The sequence below is a fragment of the Paenibacillus sp. FSL R7-0198 genome, from assembly GCF_038000415.1.
Lineage (GTDB): Bacteria > Bacillota > Bacilli > Paenibacillales > Paenibacillaceae > Paenibacillus.
This window is the reverse complement of the sequence record NZ_JBBOCB010000002.1, coordinates 195,849-219,623: the sequence shown is the minus strand read 5'-3', so window position 1 is coordinate 219,623 and position 23,775 is coordinate 195,849. Positions and strand designations below refer to the sequence as shown.

Genomic DNA, 23,775 nt, shown 5'->3' with positions numbered 1-23,775 from the left:
ACATAAATAAAAACAAAGGGGTTTTTTATGCCGAAAAATAAAAACGTTTTTATAAACATGCATGCATGATGGAGGGGAGTAAAAAAACGTGGATAAATTAGCCGTAGAACCATCAACTAGTAAACATACGATCAGTCCCAACGGAAAGAAGCCCATCGGGCAACGAATCAAAGAATTCGTCGTGGATTATCGAAGACAATGGGAGATTCAATCGATGATTATCCCGGGCATTATCTTTATGATTATTTTCTGTTACATCCCGATTTACGGTTTGACGATTGCCTTCAAAAATTACACGGTCATTGATACGCTGGCCACCGCTCCTTGGGTAGGGCTGGATAATTTCAGAATCATTTTGTCAGATAAATACTTCTGGGATGCAGTCGTGAATACACTAGGAATCAGTTTTTTGAAATTAGGTATCGGGTTTGTCATTCCGATCATTCTCGCGATCATGATCTATGAGTTAAACAGCGGACGCTTCAAGAAGTTTGTGCAAACGGTTTCATATTTACCTCATTTTTTGTCCTGGATTGTACTTGGGGGAATGCTGATTACCTGGTTTTCGACAACGGGGTTATTTAATCAGTTGTTACTTAGCCTGGGAGTGATCTCGCAACCGCAGAACATCTTGCTGGATGCAGGCAAGTATTGGTGGATTGCTACGTTATCGGATATTTGGAAAGAAGCAGGTTGGGGAACGATTCTGTATCTGGCGATCATGGCAAAGATTGATCCTACGTATTATGAAGCTGCCAAAATCGATGGTGCAAGCCGTCTCAGACAGATCTGGAATATCACATTGCCTAACATGAAATCAATTATCAGCTTAAATCTGATTCTAACTGTAAGCGGTTTATTGGGATCGAATCTGGATCAAACGCTGGTTCTCATGAACTCCCAGAACCGTGACAAAGCGGAAGTCATTAATTCATACGTGTACCGTATGGGGATGTCTCAGGGTGACTTTTCATATGCAACGGCCGTTGGCTTGGGTGTCTCAATCATCTCTGTCATTCTGCTCGTCACGGCAAACAAAATCACAAGCAAATTAAACGATAATCAATCTGTGTTGTAGAAGGAGGCATCCCGCGTGAATGGAAAGGTGGCAAAAGAAGATCTCGATAGTCGGATCTTTGATACGTTAAATATGATTTTGCTAATCATCTGTACGATCGTTATTCTGGTTCCGCTCTGGAATGTCATCATCTCTTCCTTTAGTTCAGGCAAGGCACTGGCGGAAGGTGGATTCATCTTCTGGTCACCGGAATTCTCGCTGGAGAATTACAGAGCTGTATTCAATGATCAGGGCATCTGGCAGGCCTTCTTCATATCGGTGTCCAAAACAACGATTGGCGTTGTTACACATGTGTTCTTCTGTGCCATGGTTGGTTACGGTCTGAGCAAAAAGTACATAAGAGGCCGTAAATTATACGTTGCCATGGGTGTTATTACAATGTTCTTCTCGGGCGGCATGATCCCGACATACCTGTTAATCAAATCACTTGGATTGTTAAACAGCTTCTGGGTGTACATTATTCCGGCGTTGTTCAGCTTCTATGATGTCGTGATTCTGATGAATTTCTTCCGGAATGTTCCGGATTCGCTGGAAGAATCGGCCAAGATTGACGGTGCAGGGGATTGGCATATTTTCCTGAAAATATTCATTCCACTCTCCATGCCTGCTATGGCTACAATTGCGCTATTTAATGGGGTGGGGCAATGGAACGACTTCATGACAACCAAGTTATACATTACCGATCAGTCACTGTATCCACTTCAGATGATGTTGTACGAGATTATCGTTCAGTCACAGACACAATCCATGCAAAATGTCGGAGGTTCAGCTGTCATTGAAACAACGACCAAAGGCGTGCAGTTGGCCACCATTGTCATTACAACACTCCCTATCGTGCTGATCTATCCCATCGTTCAGAGATACTTTATCTCGGGAATGATGCTCGGAGCAGTCAAGGAATAGGAGCAACAACTATCCCATTTTGAGGAGGAACAAAAACATGTTGAAGTTGAACAAGGCATCAGGAAAAAAAGGGGTTAAATTGCTCGCAACACTACTCACAACCGTACTTATGATTACAGGTTGCAGTGGTGGATCTGGGGGCTCCAGTGAAGGAAACTGGGTTTCCATTGAAGATCGGTATACGGTTGACCCGGAAAAGCCGGCTTGGCAGTTGGATAAAAAGGAAGAGGCTACCGACCTGACGTGGTACGTCAATGCTGACTGGTGGAACACTGATTTTGGCAAGGACATTGTTACCAAGAAAATCAAAGAGGATCTGAACATCAATATTAAATTCATCACGGGTGATGATACCAAGTTAAACACCTTTTTCGCGGGTGGAGATATGCCTGACTTGCTGACCGTATTTGACTCCAATTCTCCAGTGGTGCAAAAAGCTGCAACCTGGGCTATGCCGCTGAATGATCTGGCGGAAAAATATGATCCTTACTTCAATAAAGTTGCGGCTGCCGATACATTGAACTGGTTCCAATTGGCGGATGGTAAAACGTATGGTTACCCGAACTATTCCAATACGCAAGAGGATTATGATAGCGGTAACATTCCTGCCAAGACGGCATTTATCATTCGTAAAGATGTGTACGAAGCATTGGGCAGCCCTGTTATTGGAACACCAGAAGAATTCCAGAGTGTGATGAAACGAATTAAGCAAGAGTTCCCTGCGCTGATTCCGTTTGGATTCAACTCCATTGGTGAAGGAACAGGTTCACTCGGGGATACGTTGCAAGATTTCATCGGTGTTCCGTTGGAGACCGAATCAGGAGAATTCTATGATCGCAATCTGGATGAAGATTACCTCACGTGGTTGAAAACATTGAACACAGTGTATAGAGACGGCAATATCAGTGATGACAGTTTTGCCGATGATGGAACCGCTTTTGAGGAAAAAGTGAAGTCCGGTAAATATGCGACCATGCTGCTTGACGGTACACCTCAACAAGGAGGAAACTTGCAAATCTACATGAGTGCCAATCCAGGCAAAGAATATGTTGCTATCGATGGACCGCAGAGCACCAAAGGCAATGCACCAACATTGAATCAATCCGGGATAACGGGGTGGATGATCAATTTCATTTCCAAGGACTGTAAAGATCCGGCCAAGGCCATTCAGATATTCACATACTTGCTGAGTGAAGAAGGACAGACACTTATGAATTACGGGATCGAGGGGGAAACCTACCAAACCAAAGCCGACGGTAGTGTAGAATTGCTGCCAGCAGTTAAAGACCTGCAACTCAATAACGCGGATCAATTCAAAAAGGATTATCGGATGGGTGAATTTATGTTCTTCGGTCATGACCGCCACAAAGCACTCAGTGCAGATGCTTTTCCGGAAGCGATTAAACAGATGCAGGAGTGGGGCAAAGGCAAGCTGAAACCACACTTCATTCTGGAGAATATTAGCCCGGATCAAGGTACACCTGAAGCTCGTGCGTTGTCAGCAATCAATACGAAGTGGAATACAACACTGGTCAGTATGGTACGTTCCAAGGATGATGCCTCGTATGACAGTGCACTGGCTTCTTACAAATCATTTTTAGGTGAAAATCGGTGGGAAGAGATTGTGAAGGTACGTAGTGAAAAGATGAAATTGAACAAAGAGAAACTAGGCATTCAATAATAGAAATACAAAGGAGAATCCTATGACTACATTCAAAATGTACAAATCTACGGGTGAAGAAGATTTATTCGTATCTCTACCCCAAGAGCAATTGAAACCACTGGATGCTGATAAGGAGACAACGACGATCCATCTGGATGATCAGCTAACGTATCAGGAGATGGACGGATTTGGTGCTTCTTTTACCGATTCATCTGCCTATTTGATCAACCAAATCTTGAGTGAGGAGCAGCGTGATGAGGTCATGACCCGGCTCTTCCATCCGGAGAAAGGGATTGGGCTGTCGGTCATCCGTAATCCGATGGGCGCTTCGGACTATGCGAGAACGATATACAGTTATAACGATATGCCAGAACAGCAGACAGACCCGGAATTAACCCAATTCAGCATTGCACATGATGAAGGTGACGTTATTCCTTTAACGCAAAAGGCGTTGGCATTGAATCCTGAACTGAAGCTATTTGCTTCACCATGGAGTGCACCCGGCTGGATGAAAACGAGCGGATCAATGATCACCGGACAGTTGAAGGCTGAATGGTATCCCGTTTATGCTGAATATTTCGTGAAATACGTTCAAGCGTATGCAGAGCATGGATTACCGATCCATGCCATCACACCACAGAATGAGGCGCTGTATGAACCCGGGCACTATCCGGGTATGTTGATGCCAGCCGAGGCCCAAGCAGATTTTATCAAAAACCATCTTAAACCAGCCTTTGTGCAAAACGATATTCAAACCAAGATTCTCTGTTACGATCACAACTGGGATCAACCGGACTATCCCCTGACCGTACTTGAACAAGCTGGAGAGGAAGTGGATGGCGTAGCCTGGCATTGGTACGGGGGAGATGCTTCTGCTCAAACGAAGGTTTATGAAGCTTTTGCAGGCAAAGAAGTACACTTCACTGAAGGTTCGGGTGGAGAGTGGATTCCGCCATTTGAGCAAGCTTTCTCGAATGTGATACGAACAGGAATTCAGATTCTTCGTAATTACAGCAAGTCTTTTGTACTTTGGAATATGGCGCTTGATGAGAAGAACGGGCCGACCGTTCCTGGATTTGGCCGCAGTACGTGTCGTGGGATCGTACAGGTGAATCAGCAAACAAAGGAACTTACGTATACACTTGATTATTATGCTCTGGCTCATTTCAGTGCTGTGATCCGTCCGAAGGCTGTTCGGATCGAATCAACATCCAGTGATGATGGAATTTGTTCTGTGGCTTTTAAGAATGTCGATGGTTCCGTAGCATTAGTCCTCTTCAATGATGGGGAGGAGACGGGCAACGTACAGGTTAAGCTGCGGGACGATGTATTGATGCAGTTCCAGCTGGAAAGCAAGAGTGTCTTGTCCGTATTAATCACAGTTTTATAAATGGATGAGTTATAACCAGGCTTCATTAGAAAAGAAACCAAAAGAAGCGATATCCAGAGTGTACACGGATATCGCTTCTTTTGGTGAAATTCAACTGATTCATGGCTATATTATACGGGCTGAATGGCGAGATGGGGTGTCCCGCTACTCTCATCAACGAACAGGATATATTGGTTGCCAGCAGTCCCTGTTAAGACCAGACCGGGTTGACCTGCAACACCAGGATTGTAATATCTGAGTTGTTGCAAAACAGGTAGGGAGATTGGAAGAGTAGGTTGATTGAGTGCCATTAATTGTGTAGCGGCCTTAACGCTATCTCCAGCTTCAATTACTCCGCCTACACCCAAATGGTTGACAATCGAGGAGCTGGCGTTGATTTGAAGGCTGCCTGCTATGGTCTGACTACCATTGACTTGTAGATCGACACCAACGGTTTGATTACCATTAACGTGCAGATTTTGATTTATCGTCTGATTGCCGGTGACAAGGATACTATCAAATGTTGGCAAAGATATCATCTCCTATACAGTATTCATATATTCTATGAGGACAAGATCTGGAATGATCCGGGTGGCCACACATTATATACTTGGGATAAAGCCCCTTTTGCAAAAAAAGAGTTAGCGAAACACTATTTCGTGCATATTGTAGGCAGAGAATGTTTTCGCATGGAACAGGAGGGTTTGTTATCCGAAAGAAGTTAAGAACGCAGGTTAAGTCCACGAAAAAGAAACGTTCAGTTCATGATGCGAACCGGTTATTCCTGAGACAGATGAATGTGGTTCTGAACAGGAAACTCAAATCCATGCGTAAACATATGGAAGTACAACAATTGGAACTGAATCAGCAATGGCTGAAAATGATGCAGGTGGGAAGCATACCTGCCCGAGAAGTGCCAAAAGTGATCTATAAAGAGTTAAATGTGCTTCTTATTACTCCTTGTAATGACCGAGAAATGTCATCACATTGCGTCCTGATTGAACAGAGTCTGAAACATCTCGTGAGAAATGTAAATGAGATTAAATATATCGAATCCGTGTCAGCCTGTTTATCTTCTTATGATGTTGACCTGATTATGGTCATCGGAAGCGAAGAAAACTTGCCGGATGAGAATATCACAGCATTAAGGACATCAACCGTGAAGAAGGCAATCTGGTTGTCTGCCGATCAACAGGTGAATCAAAGCGAAACTATTCTACCGATTTTTGATCACGTGTTTACACAACATTCAACGCAAATAAGCGATGATCAGCAGCATATGGGAAGCACTGGTAGTCATGAACTGTTCATGCCGCCTGATCCACATATATTCTGTCCGCAAGCTGTTCCCCCGGAGTATGAATCGGATGTTTATATCATCGGGGATGCAGAACCGGATGGCATCGTCACCGCAATTGCCAAATCAGGTCTTATGGATAACAAAAAGGTTCGGGTGGATGGAAAGGGTTGGGCACAGATCGGGGATTTCAAGCCTGTTCATATGAATGAAGCTCGTCAGATGTTATATAACGGAAGCAAACTGGTTATTCATGGTGGGGAATCAATCAAAAACGTGATGGAAATTGCCGCATGTGGGACGTTTCAGCTCATAGGCCCATCTGTGAATCAGAGCAACGGGATTGACCTTAGTAACTTTCAACAATACAACTCTTGTGAAGAACTCACTCAGAAGTTTGAACATTACTGGCAGAGTGTTGATGCAAGGAGACTGGCCGCTAGCCATGCTCTGGCATACATGAAATATAATCAATCCCATCTACAAAAAACATTGCGACTGCTGGATATCATTTTCATATAAATCATCCCAAAAATCACAGGAGCGTAGGCTGCATCATGTTGCTGCATTGGAGGAGTTCTGATTGAAGGTAATTGCTCTGCATCTGCCCCAATTTCACCGGATTGAGGAGAACGACCGATGGTGGGGGGACGGTTTTACTGAATGGACGAATGTAAAAAAAGCCACGTCTTTATATTCGGGTCATTATCAGCCTAAGCAGCCGTTTCAGGGGAACTATTATGATCTTTCCGATCCAGATGTACGAAAGTGGCAAGCGGAAACGGCTAAACAGCATGGCATTTATGGATTTTGTTATTATCATTATTGGTTCAAAGGCAAGCGTTTGCTGGAAAAACCAGTGAATGAAATTCTGGAAAGTGGGGAGCCTGATTTTCCCTTTTGTTTGTCTTGGGCCAATGAGACATGGACAAGAAAATGGGATGGGCAAGAATCCGATATTCTCATGGCCCAGAACTATGGGGATCGAGATGATTGGGAAGAACATTTTAATTATCTGGTAAAAGTATTTAAGGACAAACGATATATTCGAGTGCAAGGTAAGCCTTTATTTCTGATCTATCGACCAGCGAGTATTCCGCAATGTGAGGAAATGATTCAGTTTTGGCGTGAATTGGCTTTGAAGCATGGCCTGAAAGGGATCCATTTTGTGCAGACCATTGGTGGATTCCCTACATTTAATCGTCAGATCTTTGATGCGAGTATGGAATTTGAACCGCATTATACGTTTGCACATGGACATATGAATGGAATCTGGATCGGAATGAACATCAAGGGACAGCAGCATATTGCTGTGAATTACGACAAGGTTTGGTCCTCCATTCTCGAACGAACACCACACCGTAACGGAGAAATTGTCTATCCAGGTGCTTTTGTCAATTGGGATAATACACCGCGGAGAGGCGTTGACGGACAGAGTACGCTCGGTGCTACTCCAGAGAAGTTTGGGCTGTATCTATCAAGGCAGATGGAGAGAGCAAGGACACTGTACAAAAGTGAATATCTTTTTGTTAATGCCTGGAACGAGTGGGCGGAAGGGGCATATCTTGAGCCGGATCAAAACTATGGTTATGCTTATTTGAGAGAACTCAAGAAAGTAACTCAGCATGAGCAATTGAATAGAAACAAGTCTATAAGAGGGAGTTCCGAATGAGGGAACTCTCTCTGAAGTGAGCTTATTTATAGACCATGTTTCGTTGTCAGTACTGTTTTTTGTTTGCGGTACTCCGTTGGAGTTAGCCCTGTATGCTTTTTGAACTGTCTGGAGAAATAATACAAATCACTGAAACCGAGATGCTCGGCGATGGCAGTTATTGTGTTCGGGGTGCAGGCCAGCAACTCCTTGGCCTTATCGATTTTTTTACCAGTAATATAGAGGATCGGAGGAACTCCAATCTGCTGCTTGAAGAATCGAATGAAATAATTTGGATGCATGTAGGCGATCTGGGCCAGATCCTGAACCGAAATATTCTCTTCAATGTTGGAATCAATATATGCCAGAATGGTGGACAGTTTCTCCATGACAGGAACGTTAATAAAAGAGATCTGATCCAGATCCAGATTCATTAGATAGTGGGATAGTAACTCGGTCAGTTTGCTCTTGGCCATCATATGGGCATAGACTTCATCGGATTTTGCATATGTAAGGATACTGCTGAAGATTGCTTGAACCAACTCAGGTTGATCTATCGTACAGATGCGTGGGAATTTCAGAATTTGGAACAAATTGATTCCCCCAACCTTTGCGCTAAAGTGACACCAATATTTGAGAAAAGGACTTTCATTAATGGCAGAGTATGACTGTTTGATCCCCTCTGGCATTAGAATAAGCTGATTAGGCGCAGGATAATACTCCTCATCCCCAATTTTGAGCCAACCTTCACCTTCGCATATGAAATAAAACTTGCTGTAATCGGGCGTGTAATCCAGATCCCGCCAATCCGTATCGCACCGATTGTAGTTGACCATGAATAATTCGACTTGGAGATTGGACAGGTAGTTCGTAAGCAAAGTTTGGTGATTCATACTTTTCATCTCCATACAAGGTTATTATTGTCCATCTAAAAGTTAGTGTTCTGCATGTCTATCCTTCGGCCTTAGCACTACAATACAACTACAGACAATAACAGAAGGGATGAGAACATCTCATGGACAAAAACGAATATTTGCAACATATCGAAGCAACGATTGAGAGCGGTAAATTCAAGGACAACTGGAGTTCGCTTAGCGCCTTTCAAGTACCCGAATGGTACCCAAAAGCGAAATTCGGCATATTCATTCACTGGGGGCTATATTCTGTACCGGCCTATGATAGCGAATGGTATTCGCGAAATATGTACATACAAGGCACCAAAGCTTATGAACATCACCTTGAGGTGTATGGACCTCATAAGGACTTTGGATATAAAGACTTCATTCCGATGTTTCAAGCAGAGAAGTTCAATGCAGATGAATGGGCAACGTTATTCAAACAGGCTGGAGCCAGATATGTTATGCCTGTGGCTGAGCACCATGATGGTTTTCAGATGTACAAAAGCTCTATCTCTCACTATAACACATATGAAATGGGCCCCAAACGGGATCTTCTGGGCGAGATGAAGGTTGCATACGAGAAGCAGGGGCTGACCTTGTGTGTGTCGTCTCACCGCGCCGAGCACTGGTTCTTCATGTCTCACGGGAAGGAGTTTGATTCAGATATTAAGGAACCTCTGGCGCGTGGGGATTTCTATTGGCCTGCCATGCCTGAACCCAAGGATCACTTCGACTTGTATGACTCACCTCCAACCGAGGAGTATCTGGAGGACTGGTTGATTCGCTGCTGTGAACTGGTTGATCAATATCAGCCAAAGGTCTTCTATTTTGATTGGTGGATTCAAACGGTTGCGTTCAAACCCTATCTAAAAAAATTTGCTGCCTATTATTATAACAAAGGCGAAGAGTGGGGTGTGCCTGTAGCTATCAATTATAAACATGAGGCCTACATGTTTGGTAGTGCCGTTCCGGATGTGGAGCGGGGACAGTTCGCTGAGCTCAAGCCCTATTTTTGGCAAACGGATACAGCTGTTGCTAAAAACTCATGGTGTTATACGGAAAATAATAACTATAAAACGGCTGAGGAGATTATTCGGGATCTCGTCGATATTGTAAGCAAAAACGGGAATTTACTGCTGAATATTGGTCCCAAAGCAGACGGCAGCATACCGGATGAAGATCGCGACATTTTGCTGAGCATTGGCAAGTGGCTGGAAGTGAATGGGGAAGCGATCTATGACACGTCATTCTGGCGTACGTTTGGCGAGGGTCCGACAGAGGTGAAGGAAGGGCAATTCACGGATGGGGATACGAAGATATTTACGAGTGAAGATATACGTTTTACGTTAAAAGAAAGCAGTCTGTATGCCACGGTTCTTGCCTATCCAGATAATGGGGTGGTGCAGATTAAATCCCTGAAGGAAAATTCTCACCATTTTCAAGGGGTCATTCAAGATATTCAGGTACTTGGCTATGAAGAACAGCCGCAATGGGAGAGAACAGCGGACGCACTGACGATCACAACAACAACTGTGAAAAGTAATGCGCCAATTGTTTTCAAAATTAAATTGGACTAATCAACAAAGATAAATTAACTACTGTAAATATAAAAAGGGCGCATCCAGGAGTATTGTACTCATCGGATAGCGCTCTTTTGGTTGGGCTATACACAGGGCTGACTTCCATGCAAAATCCTCTCCATGATAATGGAGGCTGCTCCAAGCTGAAAACGGTAATTCGGAAACTTACTTATATAATAATCACGAAATTCTTTCTTGCTAATATACTGATATCATCAAACCAGTGATGTTCGCCTGTAATGGAATGATTGAGACTCACTAAGGAGGATCTGCAAAAAAGATGAAACCAAAGAAACGCATCAGATATGGTTGGAGCGGATTTAAGAAAAAAAAAGCTGAGGACTGTGACCATCCCCAAGAGCAGCACAAAGAACACCATCACGAGCACAATAACCACCACAATAACCACCACAATAACCACCATCATAAGTGTTTTGACAAAGAAGCCGAATTGCTTCTCAAATTAATTGGTGAGTTGAAGGGAGCAATTGTACAGGTTTTTGCCAATCCCACGCCTCACAATGTTTCACTTCTGATTGAGGTACTGCGTAAATTACTGGCTCTGGTTCATCATTCGGATTTGAAAAAGGGAACCAAGGCAGATCTCGAAGCGGTCTTGGAGCTTACCATTGTATCTGCAGAGGCCGTTCCATTTTCTCCAATCAGTGTGGGAACCAATTTGCAGCAATTGCTGGATGTGCTCCTATCTGTCATTTTACAGGGGAATATCGATTCGGCTGAGAAAGATCAACTGGTCATTTTGATCCGGGCGACCGAATTGGCTATCACATCAGGGCTTAGAAACATAGGGAGTCAAGGTCCGGCAGGACCTGCAGGACCAGCGGGTCCTCAGGGCGTACCTGGTCCACAAGGCCCGGCAGGCGTTGCTGGTTCTCAGGGTGGTGTAGGTCCAGCTGGTACACCGGGAGCTGCTGGTGCCCAGGGACCAGCAGGTGCGACAGGTGTTACTGGAGCAACGGGTGCGGCAGGCCCAGCAGGTGGCGCAACAGGATCGACAGGGGCAACGGGGAGTACAGGAGCTGTTGGGGCAGCTGGCGTTACAGGAGCAACTGGTGATCCTGGCGTAGCAGGAGTCACCGGGGCTACCGGGGCAGCTGGACTTGCGGGAGTCACCGGGGCTACCGGCGCAACTGGGATTGCGGGAGTAACTGGCAGCACTGGTGTTACAGGAGCTACGGGTTCGGGCGCCATCATACCGTTTGCTTCTGGCGGACCTGCCATATTAACAACGGTTCTTGGTGGACTGGTCGGAACGACAAGCCTTATCGGTTTCGGCAGCTCGGCAACAGGAGTAAGCATTCTGGGTGGCACCATTGATTTAACGGGAACGATTGTCGGACCACTCATTAACTTTGCGTTCTCTGTCCCACGGGATGGCGTTATAACTTCCATTGCTGCCTATTTTAGTACCACAGCAGCCTTGGCCTTGGTCGGTTCAACGGTGACCATCACTGCGCAATTATTCAGTTCACCTACACCTGATAATGCATTTACTGCGGTTCCAGGGGCCGTCGTTACACTGGTACCTCCACTCACCGGTATCATTGCTTTGGGTAGCATCTCCAATGGCATAACCACCGGATTGACTATACCTGTGACTGCACAGACACGTCTTCTGCTTGTATTCTCCGCAACGGCAACTGGACTTAGTCTTGTGAATACCGTTGTTGGTTATGCAAGTGGCGGCGTGAACATTACATGATGAGATATAAATTTTGATATGAACGACATGAGAGTTCTCATGTCGTTCATTTTCTTGGTTTGAAATTTTGAGTATCAGGTCTTGGTTATATAGAACTACTAAAACCTATTATTCATCAAAAACATGCAGGAATACGAAAAATAAGCTGAAATGTGTAAGCGACATGAGACACATAAAAGCATTAAATAGACTTATTTTCTATATTTTTCAATAAAGTGCTTGTATATATCGAATAATGATTTTATACTATACCAATAAAATCCAATTAAATTCCTAATCGACTATTATATGTAATTAAAATGTTTAACTACTCACTCGAATCACGATCGAAAGTCATATTGACCACTCCTTAGCAAGCGTTCTGCTAACGCTCCAGATTACCCTTCCACATGAATGCTTATCGACATTCACTCTCATTGCATTATTCAAACACCCAAACTATTCACTCACATGGTTTAATCCGATTCATTCAATCTCCTAAACTTCCAAGTCAAAAATCATAGACTGATCTGTTATCTCTTCTGACTCATATTGTTCCCTAACCAGACCTGCAAAGGAGGTGAGGCTTTATGTGAAATCCATGGTATCTATTTCGTCCGCAATAAAGGTTATTTTACCGTTTTATTCTGCAGAGAAGGGTATATGTACCAGACTAAATTAAAAAACCGGGTAAAAGGAGTGGAAAAGTTTGATAAAGATTAATCGGTTACGCAAGCCCATCTCCATGGGGCTCTCGCTTCTCCTTGCATTTTCGATCATTCATCCGGTTTCAGCTGAAAACTCCACATCATCCAAATTGGATATGAAATCTGGACTTGCCAATGTTTCGGAGTCCAAAGTAAACGCCAAGTTGACCAAAGAATTCGAAGGTAGTGAATATGTTACCTATCTGGTGAAAATGAAGGAACAGGTGGATACAGCAGCAGTCTCCAAACAGGCCCTTGAAAAGGCGACCATCGCCAAACAAACGGCTTCAGCCACAAAGCTGTCCGTTCGTAATTCGGTCGTCAGCTCTCTGCGAGAAACGGCCTCGCGTACACAATATCCATTGGAAACTTATCTGGAAAAGGAAGTTGACCTGGGTAAGGTCAAAGAATATAAAAGCTATTTTATTGTCAATTCACTGGCAGTAACGAGTACCAAAGAAGTCATGGAACAGATTGCGCTGCTGCCTGAGGTGGAGAAGATTCTACCAAATGAGACACGATACTTACAGAAAGCCGAAGTGAGTAAAGAACCGGCGAATGCGGTATCAGGCAAAGATGCTGTCCAAACGCCAACTAAAGACTCTGCAGTCGGAGTCAAAGACAAAGAGCCTGCTACAAAGGACAAGCTTGCGACAGAGAACGTGGAATGGAACCTGGATTACATCAATGCGCCAGCCGTGTGGGATCGGGGCATCGATGGAACAGGGATTGTTGTTGCCAATCTGGACAGTGGTGTGGACTATACCCACCCTGCGCTTCGCAGCAAATGGCGGGGACTGGATGCTTCGGGTAATATCGTTGATCCCGAACTGAGCTGGTATGATCCGCACAGTAATGCTTCCCTCCCTGCGGACGGAGACGGGCATGGTACTCACACGATGGGTACGATGGTTGGCTCCGAAGCAGATGGCACCAACCAGATCGGGGTTGCTCCCGGTGCGAAGTGGATTGGTGTACGGATATTCAATCCGGAAACAACAGATGCCATTATTCTGGATGGCGGACAATGGTTGATTGCTCCGGTGGATGCGGAAGGCAATCTGCATCCTGAACTTGCACCGGATGTTGTCAACAATTCATGGGGCGGAGGAGCAGGACTGGATGAGTGGTTCCGACCGATGGTGCAAGCCTGGCGTGATGCTCAGATTTTCCCAGAATTCTCCGCAGGAAATGTGAGACTGGGTAACCCGGGCGGACCTGGTTCTGTTGCTAACCCGGCGAACTATCCTGAAAGTTTTGCTACAGGAGCAACCGATATCAACGGAAACCTGGCTTCATTCTCCTTGCTGGGCCCATCCCCGTATGGTGAGATCAAACCGGAAGTATCTGCCCCTGGTGTGAATATCCGCTCAGCAGTTCCGGGCGGTGTATATGAGGGAGGGTGGAACGGAACATCCATGGCAGGCCCACATACAACTGCGCTTGCTGCACTTCTTCTTCAAGCCAATCATTCCCTTACAGTGGATCAGCTGGAGCAGATCATTACAGATACAGCCACGCCGAGAACAGATAGTCAATATCCGACATCTCCTAATAACGGCTATGGTCACGGCATTATTAATGCCCTTGATGCTGTAGGTTCTGTACTCGAAGGGATCGGCACAGTATCCGGCAGAGTGGTTACGGCCGGAGATGATCTGGAAGAGCCGGTACTGGCACACACCCCTGTTAATTCTGCCTTTACAGGCATCGATATACCATTAACCGCTCATGTGACAGATAACGTCGCGGTAGTCTCCGTCGAGGCTTTTGCCAAAACGACAGGTACCAACCAGTACGTCTATCTGCCGATGAATCGGATTGCTGGAGATAACAAAGATGGTACGTACACAGCGACCATTCCGGCATTTCTCATTGAGCCACAAGGTGTGGAGTATTATATCCGCGTTAACGACTACGGCAACAACGGCTTCGAAAGTCAGGTATATAAAGTGGCTGTGTCCAATGGTGTTCAGCCAGGATATCTTCAGGATTTTGAAGAAGATCAGCTGGGCTTCACGACAGGCGGAACCGGAAGTACTTGGGTATGGGGAGCACCAACCAGTGGTCCTGGAAGTGCATACTCCGGTGACAAGGTGATTGCAACCAATCTGCAAGGGACTTATGTGGCGAATAGCAATGCATATCTGCTTGCGCCACCAATTGATCTCACCGAGAGTCCAGAAGGCGCGTTATTATCCTTCAAACACTGGTATGATCTGGAGAATAACATCGACTTTGGCAAGGTATATATCGCTTCCGAGGACAGCGACTATGTGTTCGAAGAGTTGTTAAGCTTCACGGGTACAGGTGGGAACTGGAAGAAACAATATGTCGACCTTCGCGAATACGCGGGACAGCAGGTATTTATCAAATTCAATCTGACCAGTGATAACTCGGTGCAAAAGGCTGGTTGGTACATTGATGATTTCGCAGTTGAAGAATTGGATGATCTTGCACCAGGAGCTCCAGCGGGATTAACTGCAACCGCTGATATTCTGGGCAACGTAGCCTTGAGCTGGACTGGTCCGAGCGATGAGGATCTCGAATCCTATATCGTATATCGCTCCACAACCGCAGGTGCAGGTTATGAATCCATTGGAACTGCAACAGGAACAACGTTTACGGATACGGCTACGGTGACAGATTCGACCTATTACTATACCGTTTCCGCACTTGATTATAGTGGTAATGAAAGTGACAAATCGAACGAGGTCTCCATTACAGTGGATGTGCCTCAGGATATCTACATTGATCATTTCGATGGTAGTGATGATAATGGCTGGACTCATTCAGGAACCAAAGATGAGTGGGAACGAGGCATTCCGGTAACGGGACCTGCAAGCGCCGTTTCTCCGCCAAATGTCTGGGCGACTGATCTCGACAATACGTACGAGAATGGCTCCAACTATTCACTCGTATCTCCAGTTGTTGATTTGACGGATGTATCCGAAGGAACACTTACGTTTAATCATTGGTACGAGATTGAGAGTGGATACGACTACGGTTATGTGGAAGTTACCAAGGATGGTGGAACGACATGGTCAGAACTGGGCAAATTCTCACATAGTACAAACGGTAAACAATGGACACCGGTATTTTATGACCTGGATACACTTACCGGCAATGAAGTGCAATTCCGGTTCCGTCTGACCTCAGACAACAGTGTTGTGAAGACAGGTTGGTTCATTGATGATTTCCGTGTACTGGGAGTTGCTGCGGAGACGGTAACGGAGGACAGTGCGGTTGTGCTTAACAGCGACAAACCGAAACCGTCCTATGATAACCCATGGTACAAAATTTCGCGGACTGACAAAGCGGAATTTAACAAAACGAAACAGCAATTACCGGAAGTTGAAAAACCAGGAACAGGTTCGGTTAATCCACAAAGCCTGCCTGCAAGTGCAACGGTTACCGTACTGGAAACCGGACGTTCGGTGAAGACAGATTCAGCTACAGGCAAGTATAGCTTCACACACGTAGCAGGTGATTACACGTTAAAAGCTGAGGCATATGGATATTATCCTCGAACTCAGCAGGTAACGATCACCGATGGCAGTGGTGCCAAAGCCAACTTTAATCTGGAGGCAATCCCGCATGGGCAGATTGAAGGTGTAGTCACAGATGAGCGGACAGGACAACCACTGGCTGATGCTTCCGTTCTCGTGATGGAAGATGCCAATGTAGGTGAAGTTCGCACAGGTTCAGATGGCAGCTTCAATATTCAGGTATTGGAAGGAAGTTATACCCTGTCCATCCGGGCTGCTGATTATTACAGTAAAACCGTTACTGTTACTGTCCCTGGTAATGGTACAGCTGAGGCAAATGTTGCCTTGAAACCATTCATCGGTTTCCCTGGGGAAATTGCTTATGATGATGGAACAGCAGAGAACGCACGAGCTTTTAACGCTGCGGATAACGCTTGGGCGGTTCGAATGACACCAGAGCTGGAGACCGCTCAACTGACAGGTGCATCGTTCCGATTCTGGAACAGCGAATGGCCTGTACCTGGAGGTACAGCGTTCCAATATGCCGTCTATGATGCTTCGGGTACTGGCGGCGCTCCGGGACGACAACTGGCTGGACCATTTGACGGTACTGCACTTCGTAACGATCAATGGACAACCGTTGAATTCCCGGAACCGGTCATTGTAACGGGCGACTTCTATATCGTGTATGTTCAGAGTGTAGCTGGAACTGGTGCTCCGGGACTGGCTACTGATGAGAATGGTACGAATGCAGGTCGAAGCTGGCAGCGAGTAGGTGGCGCATGGAGCACTTCACCTGCAGAAGAAGGTAACTACATGATTCGTGCAGTTGTGAGATATCCGGTAAATGCACCGGTGCTCACAGCCCCTGCGAACACGTATACGAATCAGTCAACCTTCACCGTGTCGGGAACGTCTCCAGCATCCGGCGCCCAGATCAAGTTTTACAACGGCAAGGATCTGGCAGGTACAACAACGGTAGCGAATGGGAAGTTTTCATATGGTGTGAAACTCCGTTCTGGCATTAATGCGATTACTGCTGAGGCAGTGGTAGACGGTAAAACAACCGACCGTTCACTCCCCGTTGTCATTATTCTGGATCAGACCAAACCGCAATTGACGATTGTTACCCCAGCTCAAGGGGATCGCATCAATGCAGAAGTTGTTCACGTAACGGGTAATGTCGTGGAACAATTCCTCGATAAGGTAACCGTTAACGGACAAACCGTACAAGTGGGCAAAGACAGAAGCTTCAGTCACCGCGTATTGGTCAATGAAGGCGAGAACACAATTACCATCACGGCAACCGATATCGCTGGCAACAAAACAACCGTAACACGCACCGTTTATGTGGAGACGGTGTTGCCAGAACTTACGAATACTACTCCGGCTGAGGATGTGCGAATCACATCAGGGGAGAGTGTTACCGTTTCATTTGACAGTAAACCTGGTCTGCAAGCATCTTTCCGTATTCAGTTACCCTTGAATCTGAATGCCCAAGGGGCAGGAGAGATTCCATTGGTGGAGACTGAGCCTGGTCGTTACACGGGTACGTACACAACACCTGCATCCCTTGTTCTTGAGGGGGGAGTCATTGTGATTCGCGCTCAGGATGCAGCAGGCAACAAAGTAGAGGCTGAAGCAGCTGGACGATTGTTCGTCAGCGCAGCACAAGAACAATCAGTTCCAGAACCAGATACGACCTCTGAAGAGACTGAAACAGAAGTAGATCCACCGTCCGCTGAGGGTCTGCAACCTTAATTATGAAAAGTGTGACATGGATGATAACTGCATTTTGACCATCTAAGCAAGAAGTCGATAAGCCGAGGGTATCAGGGCTTGTCGGCTTTTTGTTGTATCAATTCATATCTGACGCCTAAGATTACTCGGCTATCAAACCATTTATCCCTGATACACAGCGAAGTTTGATATGCGACCTAAATGCATCAAAGACGTATAATATCCCTTAAGTCATTATTAGATGGATAGGGAGATGAACGATGAGAACACAAGTGAGAATATTTGAAAATACAAGTACTGTAGAGTTGGAGAAAGAAATGAATGAATTTTTAAATGGGATCAATACTGTGAATGTAGTGGATATCAAGTATTCTGAAGTATCCGTTACTAACGGAGGTTACGTTATAAATCATTATTCGGCTATGGTTATCTACGCCAAATAAATTTAATAATGAACTTTTGGAAATGAAGCATCCATCGGGATGCTTTTTCTTTTGCTCTCATAGGACACAAGGTGAGCCGTCTCTTTCTTCACATTAATGATATAACATGATATATTAGGATGTAGAACATGAGAAGTATGGGTATTTATGGAGGTGCTTGTATTGGGGAAAGATTCGGCATCGAAGCCGATGTATGAACAGATCTTTGAATCCTTGCGCGAACGGATACAGCTTCATCAATATCAAGTCGGTGAGCGTGTTCCTTCGGAGAAGGAGTTATGTGATGAATTCGGAGTTAGCCGGATTACAACAAAAAAAGCGCTTGAGATGCTGGCGAGTGAACAATTAATTGTTCGTCAGCCAGGACGGGGTTCTTTTGTAGCCGATACAGCAGATGTGTTACAGGAAAGACCTAACAGACTTGCTCCGCGTGCTTCGGTTAAAGATCCAGAGAAGAAGCTGCTCATTGGTCTTGTCATTACTAACTTCAGTGATATGTATGGTACAGAACTGTTATATGGTATGGAAGAAGCTTCGCGAGAGCATGATTGTTTTCTTGTACTTAGACGCTCCTTCGGGATTCCCGAGCAGGAGGAACAGAGCATTCAGGAACTGCTGGAACTGGGTGTGGACGGATTGATTATTTTCCCGGCACAGGGTGAATACTTCAGCGATGAGATTCTTAAACTGGTTGTTAACAAATTCCCTTTTGTCCTGATTGATCGGTACTTGAAAGGCATTCCGGCTTCATCTGTCAGTACGGATAATGTAGGCGCGGCGCGAGAAGGGATGAATTATTTGTTCGATCTCGGTCACCGACATATCGCTTTTCTGACGCAGCCTCCGGCGAACACTACACCGATTGAGGAACGAATTGAAGGAATCATTGAGGCTCATCATGATCAAGGGGTTCTGGTGAACAAGGAACTGTGGTTAGAATCTTTTCTTTCGACACTGCCAAGTGTGTTTGATCCTCAAGTCGAGGTCCGTGATGTGGAGACATTGGTGGAACATTTACAGAAATACCCCCAGATTACTGCACTTTTTGCTGCGGAGTACCATATTGCTTTACTTGCAGAGCAGGCAGCGGATCGGCTTGGTCTGAGAATCCCGGAAGATATGTCCATCATTTGTTTTGACAGTCCAAACGCTGCCGAAGGAAGCCGTATAACACATATGAGACAAAGCCAGTTTGATATGGGAAAACAGGCATTCGAGATGGTGCTTCAAAGTATGCAGAACAACGAAATGGCAGTGAACAGAGTTATTTTGCCTGCCCGCTTGGTGAAGGGCAAATCAACGAGTATGGTGAAACAAAAGGGTTAATTTTAGCGGCTTTATAATTATTGTGTTTAAAGAGGGACTTCGTGGAAACGAGGTCTCTTTTTGTTGTGGATAAAAAGGGACACATTACCTTAATTGGTATACTATTTAGTGCGGTGAAATTAAAATAACATGCTAATATACAAATAAATATATTGACATAACATTATATTCGTTTTAGGATGATGAAAGCGGTTAACAAATTGGATTACATAAGGAGGACAACATGCTGACACCCAGAGATGATCAAGAAATTTCCCCCTCGATATACGACATGATTGATCGGGTTAACAAACGTATGCCGGATTATCCGGAACTTAACCAAATGTTCAAAAACTGTTTTACCAATACAATGGCGACCACAATTCAGCGCAAAGAAGATGGCACAACTTTTGTGATTACGGGAGATATCCCTGCCATGTGGTTACGTGATTCTGCTGCTCAGGTCAGACCTTATCTGGTTCTCGCTTCAGAGGATGAAGATATCGCCGACATGATCGCTGGATTGGTTGAACGTCAACTGAATTATATTCTGCTGGACCCTTATGCAAACGCTTTTAATGAGACGGAGAGTGGGAAAGGACATCAGGAAGATCTGACGCAGATGAATGATTGGATCTGGGAAAGGAAGTATGAGATCGACTCTCTGGCTTATCCGATTCAGCTCAGTTATCTCCTGTGGAAGAACACGGGAAGAACAACTCAATTCAATGATACGTTCCGCAAAGCAGCCCAGGTCATCATGCAGTTATGGCAAGTGGAACAGCATCATGAGACGAAATCACCCTACACGTTCCAACGTCTGGATGCTCCTGAAACCGATACGCTCAGCCGAGAGGGACGAGGTACTGAAACAGCCTACACCGGCATGACTTGGTCGGGATTCCGTCCCAGCGACGATCGCTGTGAATATGGTTATCTGATTCCATCCAATATGTTCGCCGTTGTGGCGCTTCGATATCTACAGGAAATTGCTGAAGCGGTGTTCGAGGATGAAACGCTGGCAGCGACTGCTAAGCAGTTGGAGGAACAGATCAACAAAGGTATTCAGGATTACGGCACCGTTGAACATCCCGAATATGGAACCATATATGCATACGAAACGGATGGGATGGGCAATCACAATCTGATGGATGATGCCAATGTGCCGAGCCTGCTGTCTTTACCTTATCTCGGATATGTGGATGAGAACGACGAGGTGTATCAGAATACACGCCGTTTCATTTTATCCACGAACAACCCGTATTTTTATGAGGGAACAGCTGCAGCGGGAATCGGTAGTCCGCATACACCGGAAGGGTACATCTGGCATATCGCGTTATCGATGCAGGGGCTGACTACAGGGGATCGCAACGAAAAACTACGATTGCTTCAGCTTATCCATAAGACGGATGCGGATACCGGACTGACCCATGAAGGCTTTTCGGCCAACGATCCACGTGAATATACACGTCCATGGTTTTCATGGTCCAACATGCTCTTTAGTGAACTGATTATGGATTATTGCGGATTCCGCGTACAGAAATAGGATAGGAAAGCAAGAGAGAACCTGCGAGTACATCATAACGTTCGGAGTTCGTTGAATTCCGACAAGAGGAGAGCGAACCATGAGAAAAATATCATTGAAAATGCCGGTAGCAGCAGTTATGACATCCTTACTTATTCTAACTACAGCCTGTTCGGGCGGAAGCTCAAGCACAGGCACAACCAGTGATGGCAAGAAGGAAGTAACCGTATCGTTCCGTTCTTCAGGATCTGAAGATACACTTACGAAATTCTTCCAATCAGGTTTGGTGGATCAATTTGAGAAAGAAAACCCTGATATCAAAATCAACATTGCGCCTGTATTGGCAAGTGAGGGTGATTATACGTCCAAAATGGTTTTACAGATGAAATCGCCTGACACGGCGCCTGATGTTATTGCCGAAGATACATCCATCATCAAATCCGATGCTGCTGCGGGATATCTGGAGCCGCTGGATACACAGGTTCAGGGATGGCCCGATTGGAAAGAACATATTATCGATAACCTGAAGGCGGGGGTTACCGGCGAAGACGGCAAAGTGTATGGCGTTCCGGCTACCTCGGATACACGCGGGATCTGGTACAACAAGGAACTGTTTCAACAGGCGGGACTTGAAGTTCCATTCAAACCTGCAAGTTGGGCAGAAGTACTCGAAGCAGCACGTACCATCAAGCAAAAACTGCCAGGTGTGACACCGCTTAATATGATCGTGGGCAAAGCAAACGGTGAAGGTGTCACCATGCAAACGCTGGAAATGCTGCTCTATGGTACGGCGGATACGCTGTACGACGACACCACCAAGAAATGGGTCGTTAACAGCCCGGGGCTGCTGGATTCCTTCAAATTCATAGATCAAGTGTTTAACACGGATAAAACAGGTCCGACCATGCAGGTTGCCCTGAATGGACAAGCTGGCAGTATTGCTTTCCAGCAACAGTTCCCGCAAGACAAACTGGCAATGGCTGTAGATGGTAGCTGGGCAGGTTCGACATGGGCCGAGAACTGCGCTGCTCCAATCGCCAACGTTGAAGAGAAAATAGGTTTTGCACCATTCCCAACACAAAATGGGGAAGAACCTGGAGCAACTACGATGTCTGGAGGATGGGCTTGGTCTGTTCCTGCACAGGCGAAAAACAAGGAAGAGGCTTGGAAATTTATCGAGTTCCTGATGAATAAGGAAAATGCGACTGCTCGTGTAGTAGCGGAAGGCAGCCTCAGTCCACGTAATGATTCCACGGAAGTTGAAGGTTATACGGATCGTCCATATACCAAAGAAGCACAGGAACTTTTGAATGTGGCCCACTTCCGTCCAGCGAACGATCAATATGCAGCGGTATCGGCACAATTGCAAAGCATTGTTGAGAGTATTGCCTCTGGTAAGCTGACGCCGGAACAGGGAATTACGCAATTGAAGGACAACGTATCCCGTTCCCTTGGCGCGGACAGCATCGAAGAGAAATAAGGATATCGATATATTCGGAGGGGGAGGGACGATCTCCCCTTTTTCCGGTTCGAATGGAGAGTGACTTATGAAAAGGAAAGCACCAGGTTCATTTCTGTTTCTAATGCCTTCCGTACTGTTATTACTTGTGTTTTTCATTGTTCCCATCATTCTGACGATCTGCTTTGCCTTTACGAACATGGCTCTGACTGGGGCGGCAGCCAAGAGTTTGGAGTTTGTTGGATTCCAGAATTTCATTAATATGTTCCATGATCCGGACTTCCGCATTAGTGTCTGGCGTACGCTGGTCTTTCTCATCTTCTCCGCAGTGATTGGTCAGGTATTGCTTGGGTTCATTCTGGCACTTCTAATGAAGGAGAAAAATGTGACGTTCCGCCGGGTCATCGGGATCATCGTCATTGCCGGTTGGGTGACACCAGAGATTGTTGTGGCATTCTGTATGGTGGCCTTTTTCAGTGACAATGGTTCATTGAATCAGATTCTCGGCTGGTTTGGGGCAAATCCAGTCTCCTGGTTGTTCAGTTTCCCTATGGTGAGTGTCATCATCGCAAATATCTGGCACGGAACGGCCTTTTCGATGATGGTCTATCAGTCGGCACTGGATGATATCCCGAAGGAAGTTGAAGAAGCTGCAATTATTGACAGTGCCACCGGGTTCCAGATTGTCAGACATATTACGATTCCAATGGTAAAAGGGTCCATCGTGACCAACATGATGTTGGTTACCCTACAGACGTTGGGTGTGTTCACGCTGATCTATACGATGACCGGTGGTGGCCCGGGTACTTCAACACAAACCTTACCGATCTTCATGTATAACCAGGCCTTTGTGAACTATCAGTTTGGATACGGCACAGCCATCTCGTTGGTTCTGTTGTTCATCGGTATTATCGCCAGCCTGTTCTACATGCGATCCATGAAAGTGAAAGTGTAACCATGAAGGAG

Annotated in this window: 16 protein-coding genes; 14 read left to right on the top strand and 2 right to left on the bottom strand. The window is 45.6% G+C overall.

Going from position 1 to position 23,775, the window contains the following annotated elements; genetic code table 11:
• Nucleotides 1–88 precede the first annotated feature (88 nt).
• The 4 genes from MKY87_RS30535 to MKY87_RS30520 are packed head-to-tail and all read left to right on the top strand — an operon-like array spanning nucleotide 89 to nucleotide 5,034.
• Complete coding sequence (locus tag MKY87_RS30535; protein ID WP_340967772.1) at nucleotides 89–1,078, top strand: ABC transporter permease; 990 nt, start codon at nucleotides 89–91, stop codon at nucleotides 1,076–1,078.
• 15 nt (nucleotides 1,079–1,093) lie between these two features.
• Nucleotides 1,094–1,981 carry a carbohydrate ABC transporter permease gene (locus MKY87_RS30530; protein ID WP_017688674.1) on the top strand — a complete coding sequence of 296 codons (888 nt, stop codon included), beginning with the start codon at nucleotides 1,094–1,096 and terminating at the stop codon, nucleotides 1,979–1,981.
• A 37-nt stretch (nucleotides 1,982–2,018) separates the two neighbouring features.
• Entirely contained in the window at nucleotides 2,019–3,662 is a 1,644-nt protein-coding gene (locus MKY87_RS30525; RefSeq protein ID WP_340967770.1) for a sugar ABC transporter substrate-binding protein, read from the top strand.
• A gap of 22 nt (nucleotides 3,663–3,684) precedes the next feature.
• A complete protein-coding gene (locus MKY87_RS30520) occupies nucleotides 3,685–5,034 on the top strand; it encodes a glycoside hydrolase family 30 protein (RefSeq protein WP_340967768.1) in 1,350 nt (449 codons plus the stop codon).
• Between the two features lie 110 nt (nucleotides 5,035–5,144).
• Here the strand turns inward: MKY87_RS30520 and MKY87_RS30515 are convergent, their stop codons facing one another.
• Nucleotides 5,145–5,552 carry a hypothetical protein gene (locus MKY87_RS30515; protein ID WP_340967766.1) on the bottom strand — a complete coding sequence of 136 codons (408 nt, stop codon included), beginning with the start codon at nucleotides 5,550–5,552 and terminating at the stop codon, nucleotides 5,145–5,147.
• 287 nt (nucleotides 5,553–5,839) lie between these two features.
• Here MKY87_RS30515 and MKY87_RS30510 point away from each other — a divergent pair, with 287 nt between their 5' ends.
• Together MKY87_RS30510 and MKY87_RS30505 are read left to right on the top strand one after the other, a co-directional pair.
• Nucleotides 5,840–6,832: a hypothetical protein gene (locus tag MKY87_RS30510; protein WP_340967764.1), complete on the top strand. Its 993-nt coding sequence runs from the start codon at nucleotides 5,840–5,842 to the stop codon at nucleotides 6,830–6,832.
• A gap of 61 nt (nucleotides 6,833–6,893) precedes the next feature.
• The gene (locus MKY87_RS30505; protein WP_340967762.1) at nucleotides 6,894–7,982 is read left to right on the top strand and encodes a glycosyltransferase WbsX family protein; all 1,089 of its coding nucleotides are present in this window, start codon (nucleotides 6,894–6,896) and stop codon (nucleotides 7,980–7,982) included.
• A gap of 26 nt (nucleotides 7,983–8,008) precedes the next feature.
• Here the strand turns inward: MKY87_RS30505 and MKY87_RS30500 are convergent, their stop codons facing one another.
• A complete protein-coding gene (locus tag MKY87_RS30500; RefSeq protein WP_339784062.1) occupies nucleotides 8,009–8,854 on the bottom strand; it encodes an AraC family transcriptional regulator in 846 nt (281 codons plus the stop codon).
• A 122-nt stretch (nucleotides 8,855–8,976) separates the two neighbouring features.
• Here MKY87_RS30500 and MKY87_RS30495 point away from each other — a divergent pair, with 122 nt between their 5' ends.
• From MKY87_RS30495 to MKY87_RS30460, 8 genes are all read left to right on the top strand, one after another.
• Nucleotides 8,977–10,437: an alpha-L-fucosidase gene (locus MKY87_RS30495; RefSeq protein WP_340967760.1), complete on the top strand. Its 1,461-nt coding sequence runs from the start codon at nucleotides 8,977–8,979 to the stop codon at nucleotides 10,435–10,437.
• A gap of 283 nt (nucleotides 10,438–10,720) precedes the next feature.
• Complete coding sequence (locus MKY87_RS30490) at nucleotides 10,721–12,163, top strand: exosporium glycoprotein BclB-related protein (RefSeq protein ID WP_340967759.1); 1,443 nt, start codon at nucleotides 10,721–10,723, stop codon at nucleotides 12,161–12,163.
• 688 nt (nucleotides 12,164–12,851) lie between these two features.
• Complete coding sequence (locus MKY87_RS30485; protein ID WP_340967758.1) at nucleotides 12,852–18,098, top strand: S8 family serine peptidase; 5,247 nt, start codon at nucleotides 12,852–12,854, stop codon at nucleotides 18,096–18,098.
• A 239-nt stretch (nucleotides 18,099–18,337) separates the two neighbouring features.
• Nucleotides 18,338–18,520, top strand: coding sequence for a sporulation protein Cse60 (locus MKY87_RS30480; protein ID WP_133384634.1), 183 nt, complete (start codon nucleotides 18,338–18,340; stop codon nucleotides 18,518–18,520).
• 153 nt (nucleotides 18,521–18,673) lie between these two features.
• Nucleotides 18,674–19,846 (top strand): GntR family transcriptional regulator, encoded by a 1,173-nt coding sequence (locus tag MKY87_RS30475; protein WP_340967794.1) that lies wholly within the window; start codon nucleotides 18,674–18,676, stop codon nucleotides 19,844–19,846.
• Nucleotides 19,847–20,069: 223 nt separating this feature from the next.
• Nucleotides 20,070–21,371 carry a glycoside hydrolase family 125 protein gene (locus tag MKY87_RS30470; RefSeq protein ID WP_340967757.1) on the top strand — a complete coding sequence of 434 codons (1,302 nt, stop codon included), beginning with the start codon at nucleotides 20,070–20,072 and terminating at the stop codon, nucleotides 21,369–21,371.
• Between the two features lie 79 nt (nucleotides 21,372–21,450).
• The gene (locus tag MKY87_RS30465) at nucleotides 21,451–22,830 is read left to right on the top strand and encodes an extracellular solute-binding protein (protein WP_340967756.1); all 1,380 of its coding nucleotides are present in this window, start codon (nucleotides 21,451–21,453) and stop codon (nucleotides 22,828–22,830) included.
• Nucleotides 22,831–22,897: 67 nt separating this feature from the next.
• On the top strand, nucleotides 22,898–23,764 hold the full coding sequence (locus MKY87_RS30460; protein WP_036608294.1) for a carbohydrate ABC transporter permease: 867 nt from the start codon (nucleotides 22,898–22,900) through the stop codon (nucleotides 23,762–23,764).
• Nucleotides 23,765–23,775 lie beyond the last annotated feature (11 nt).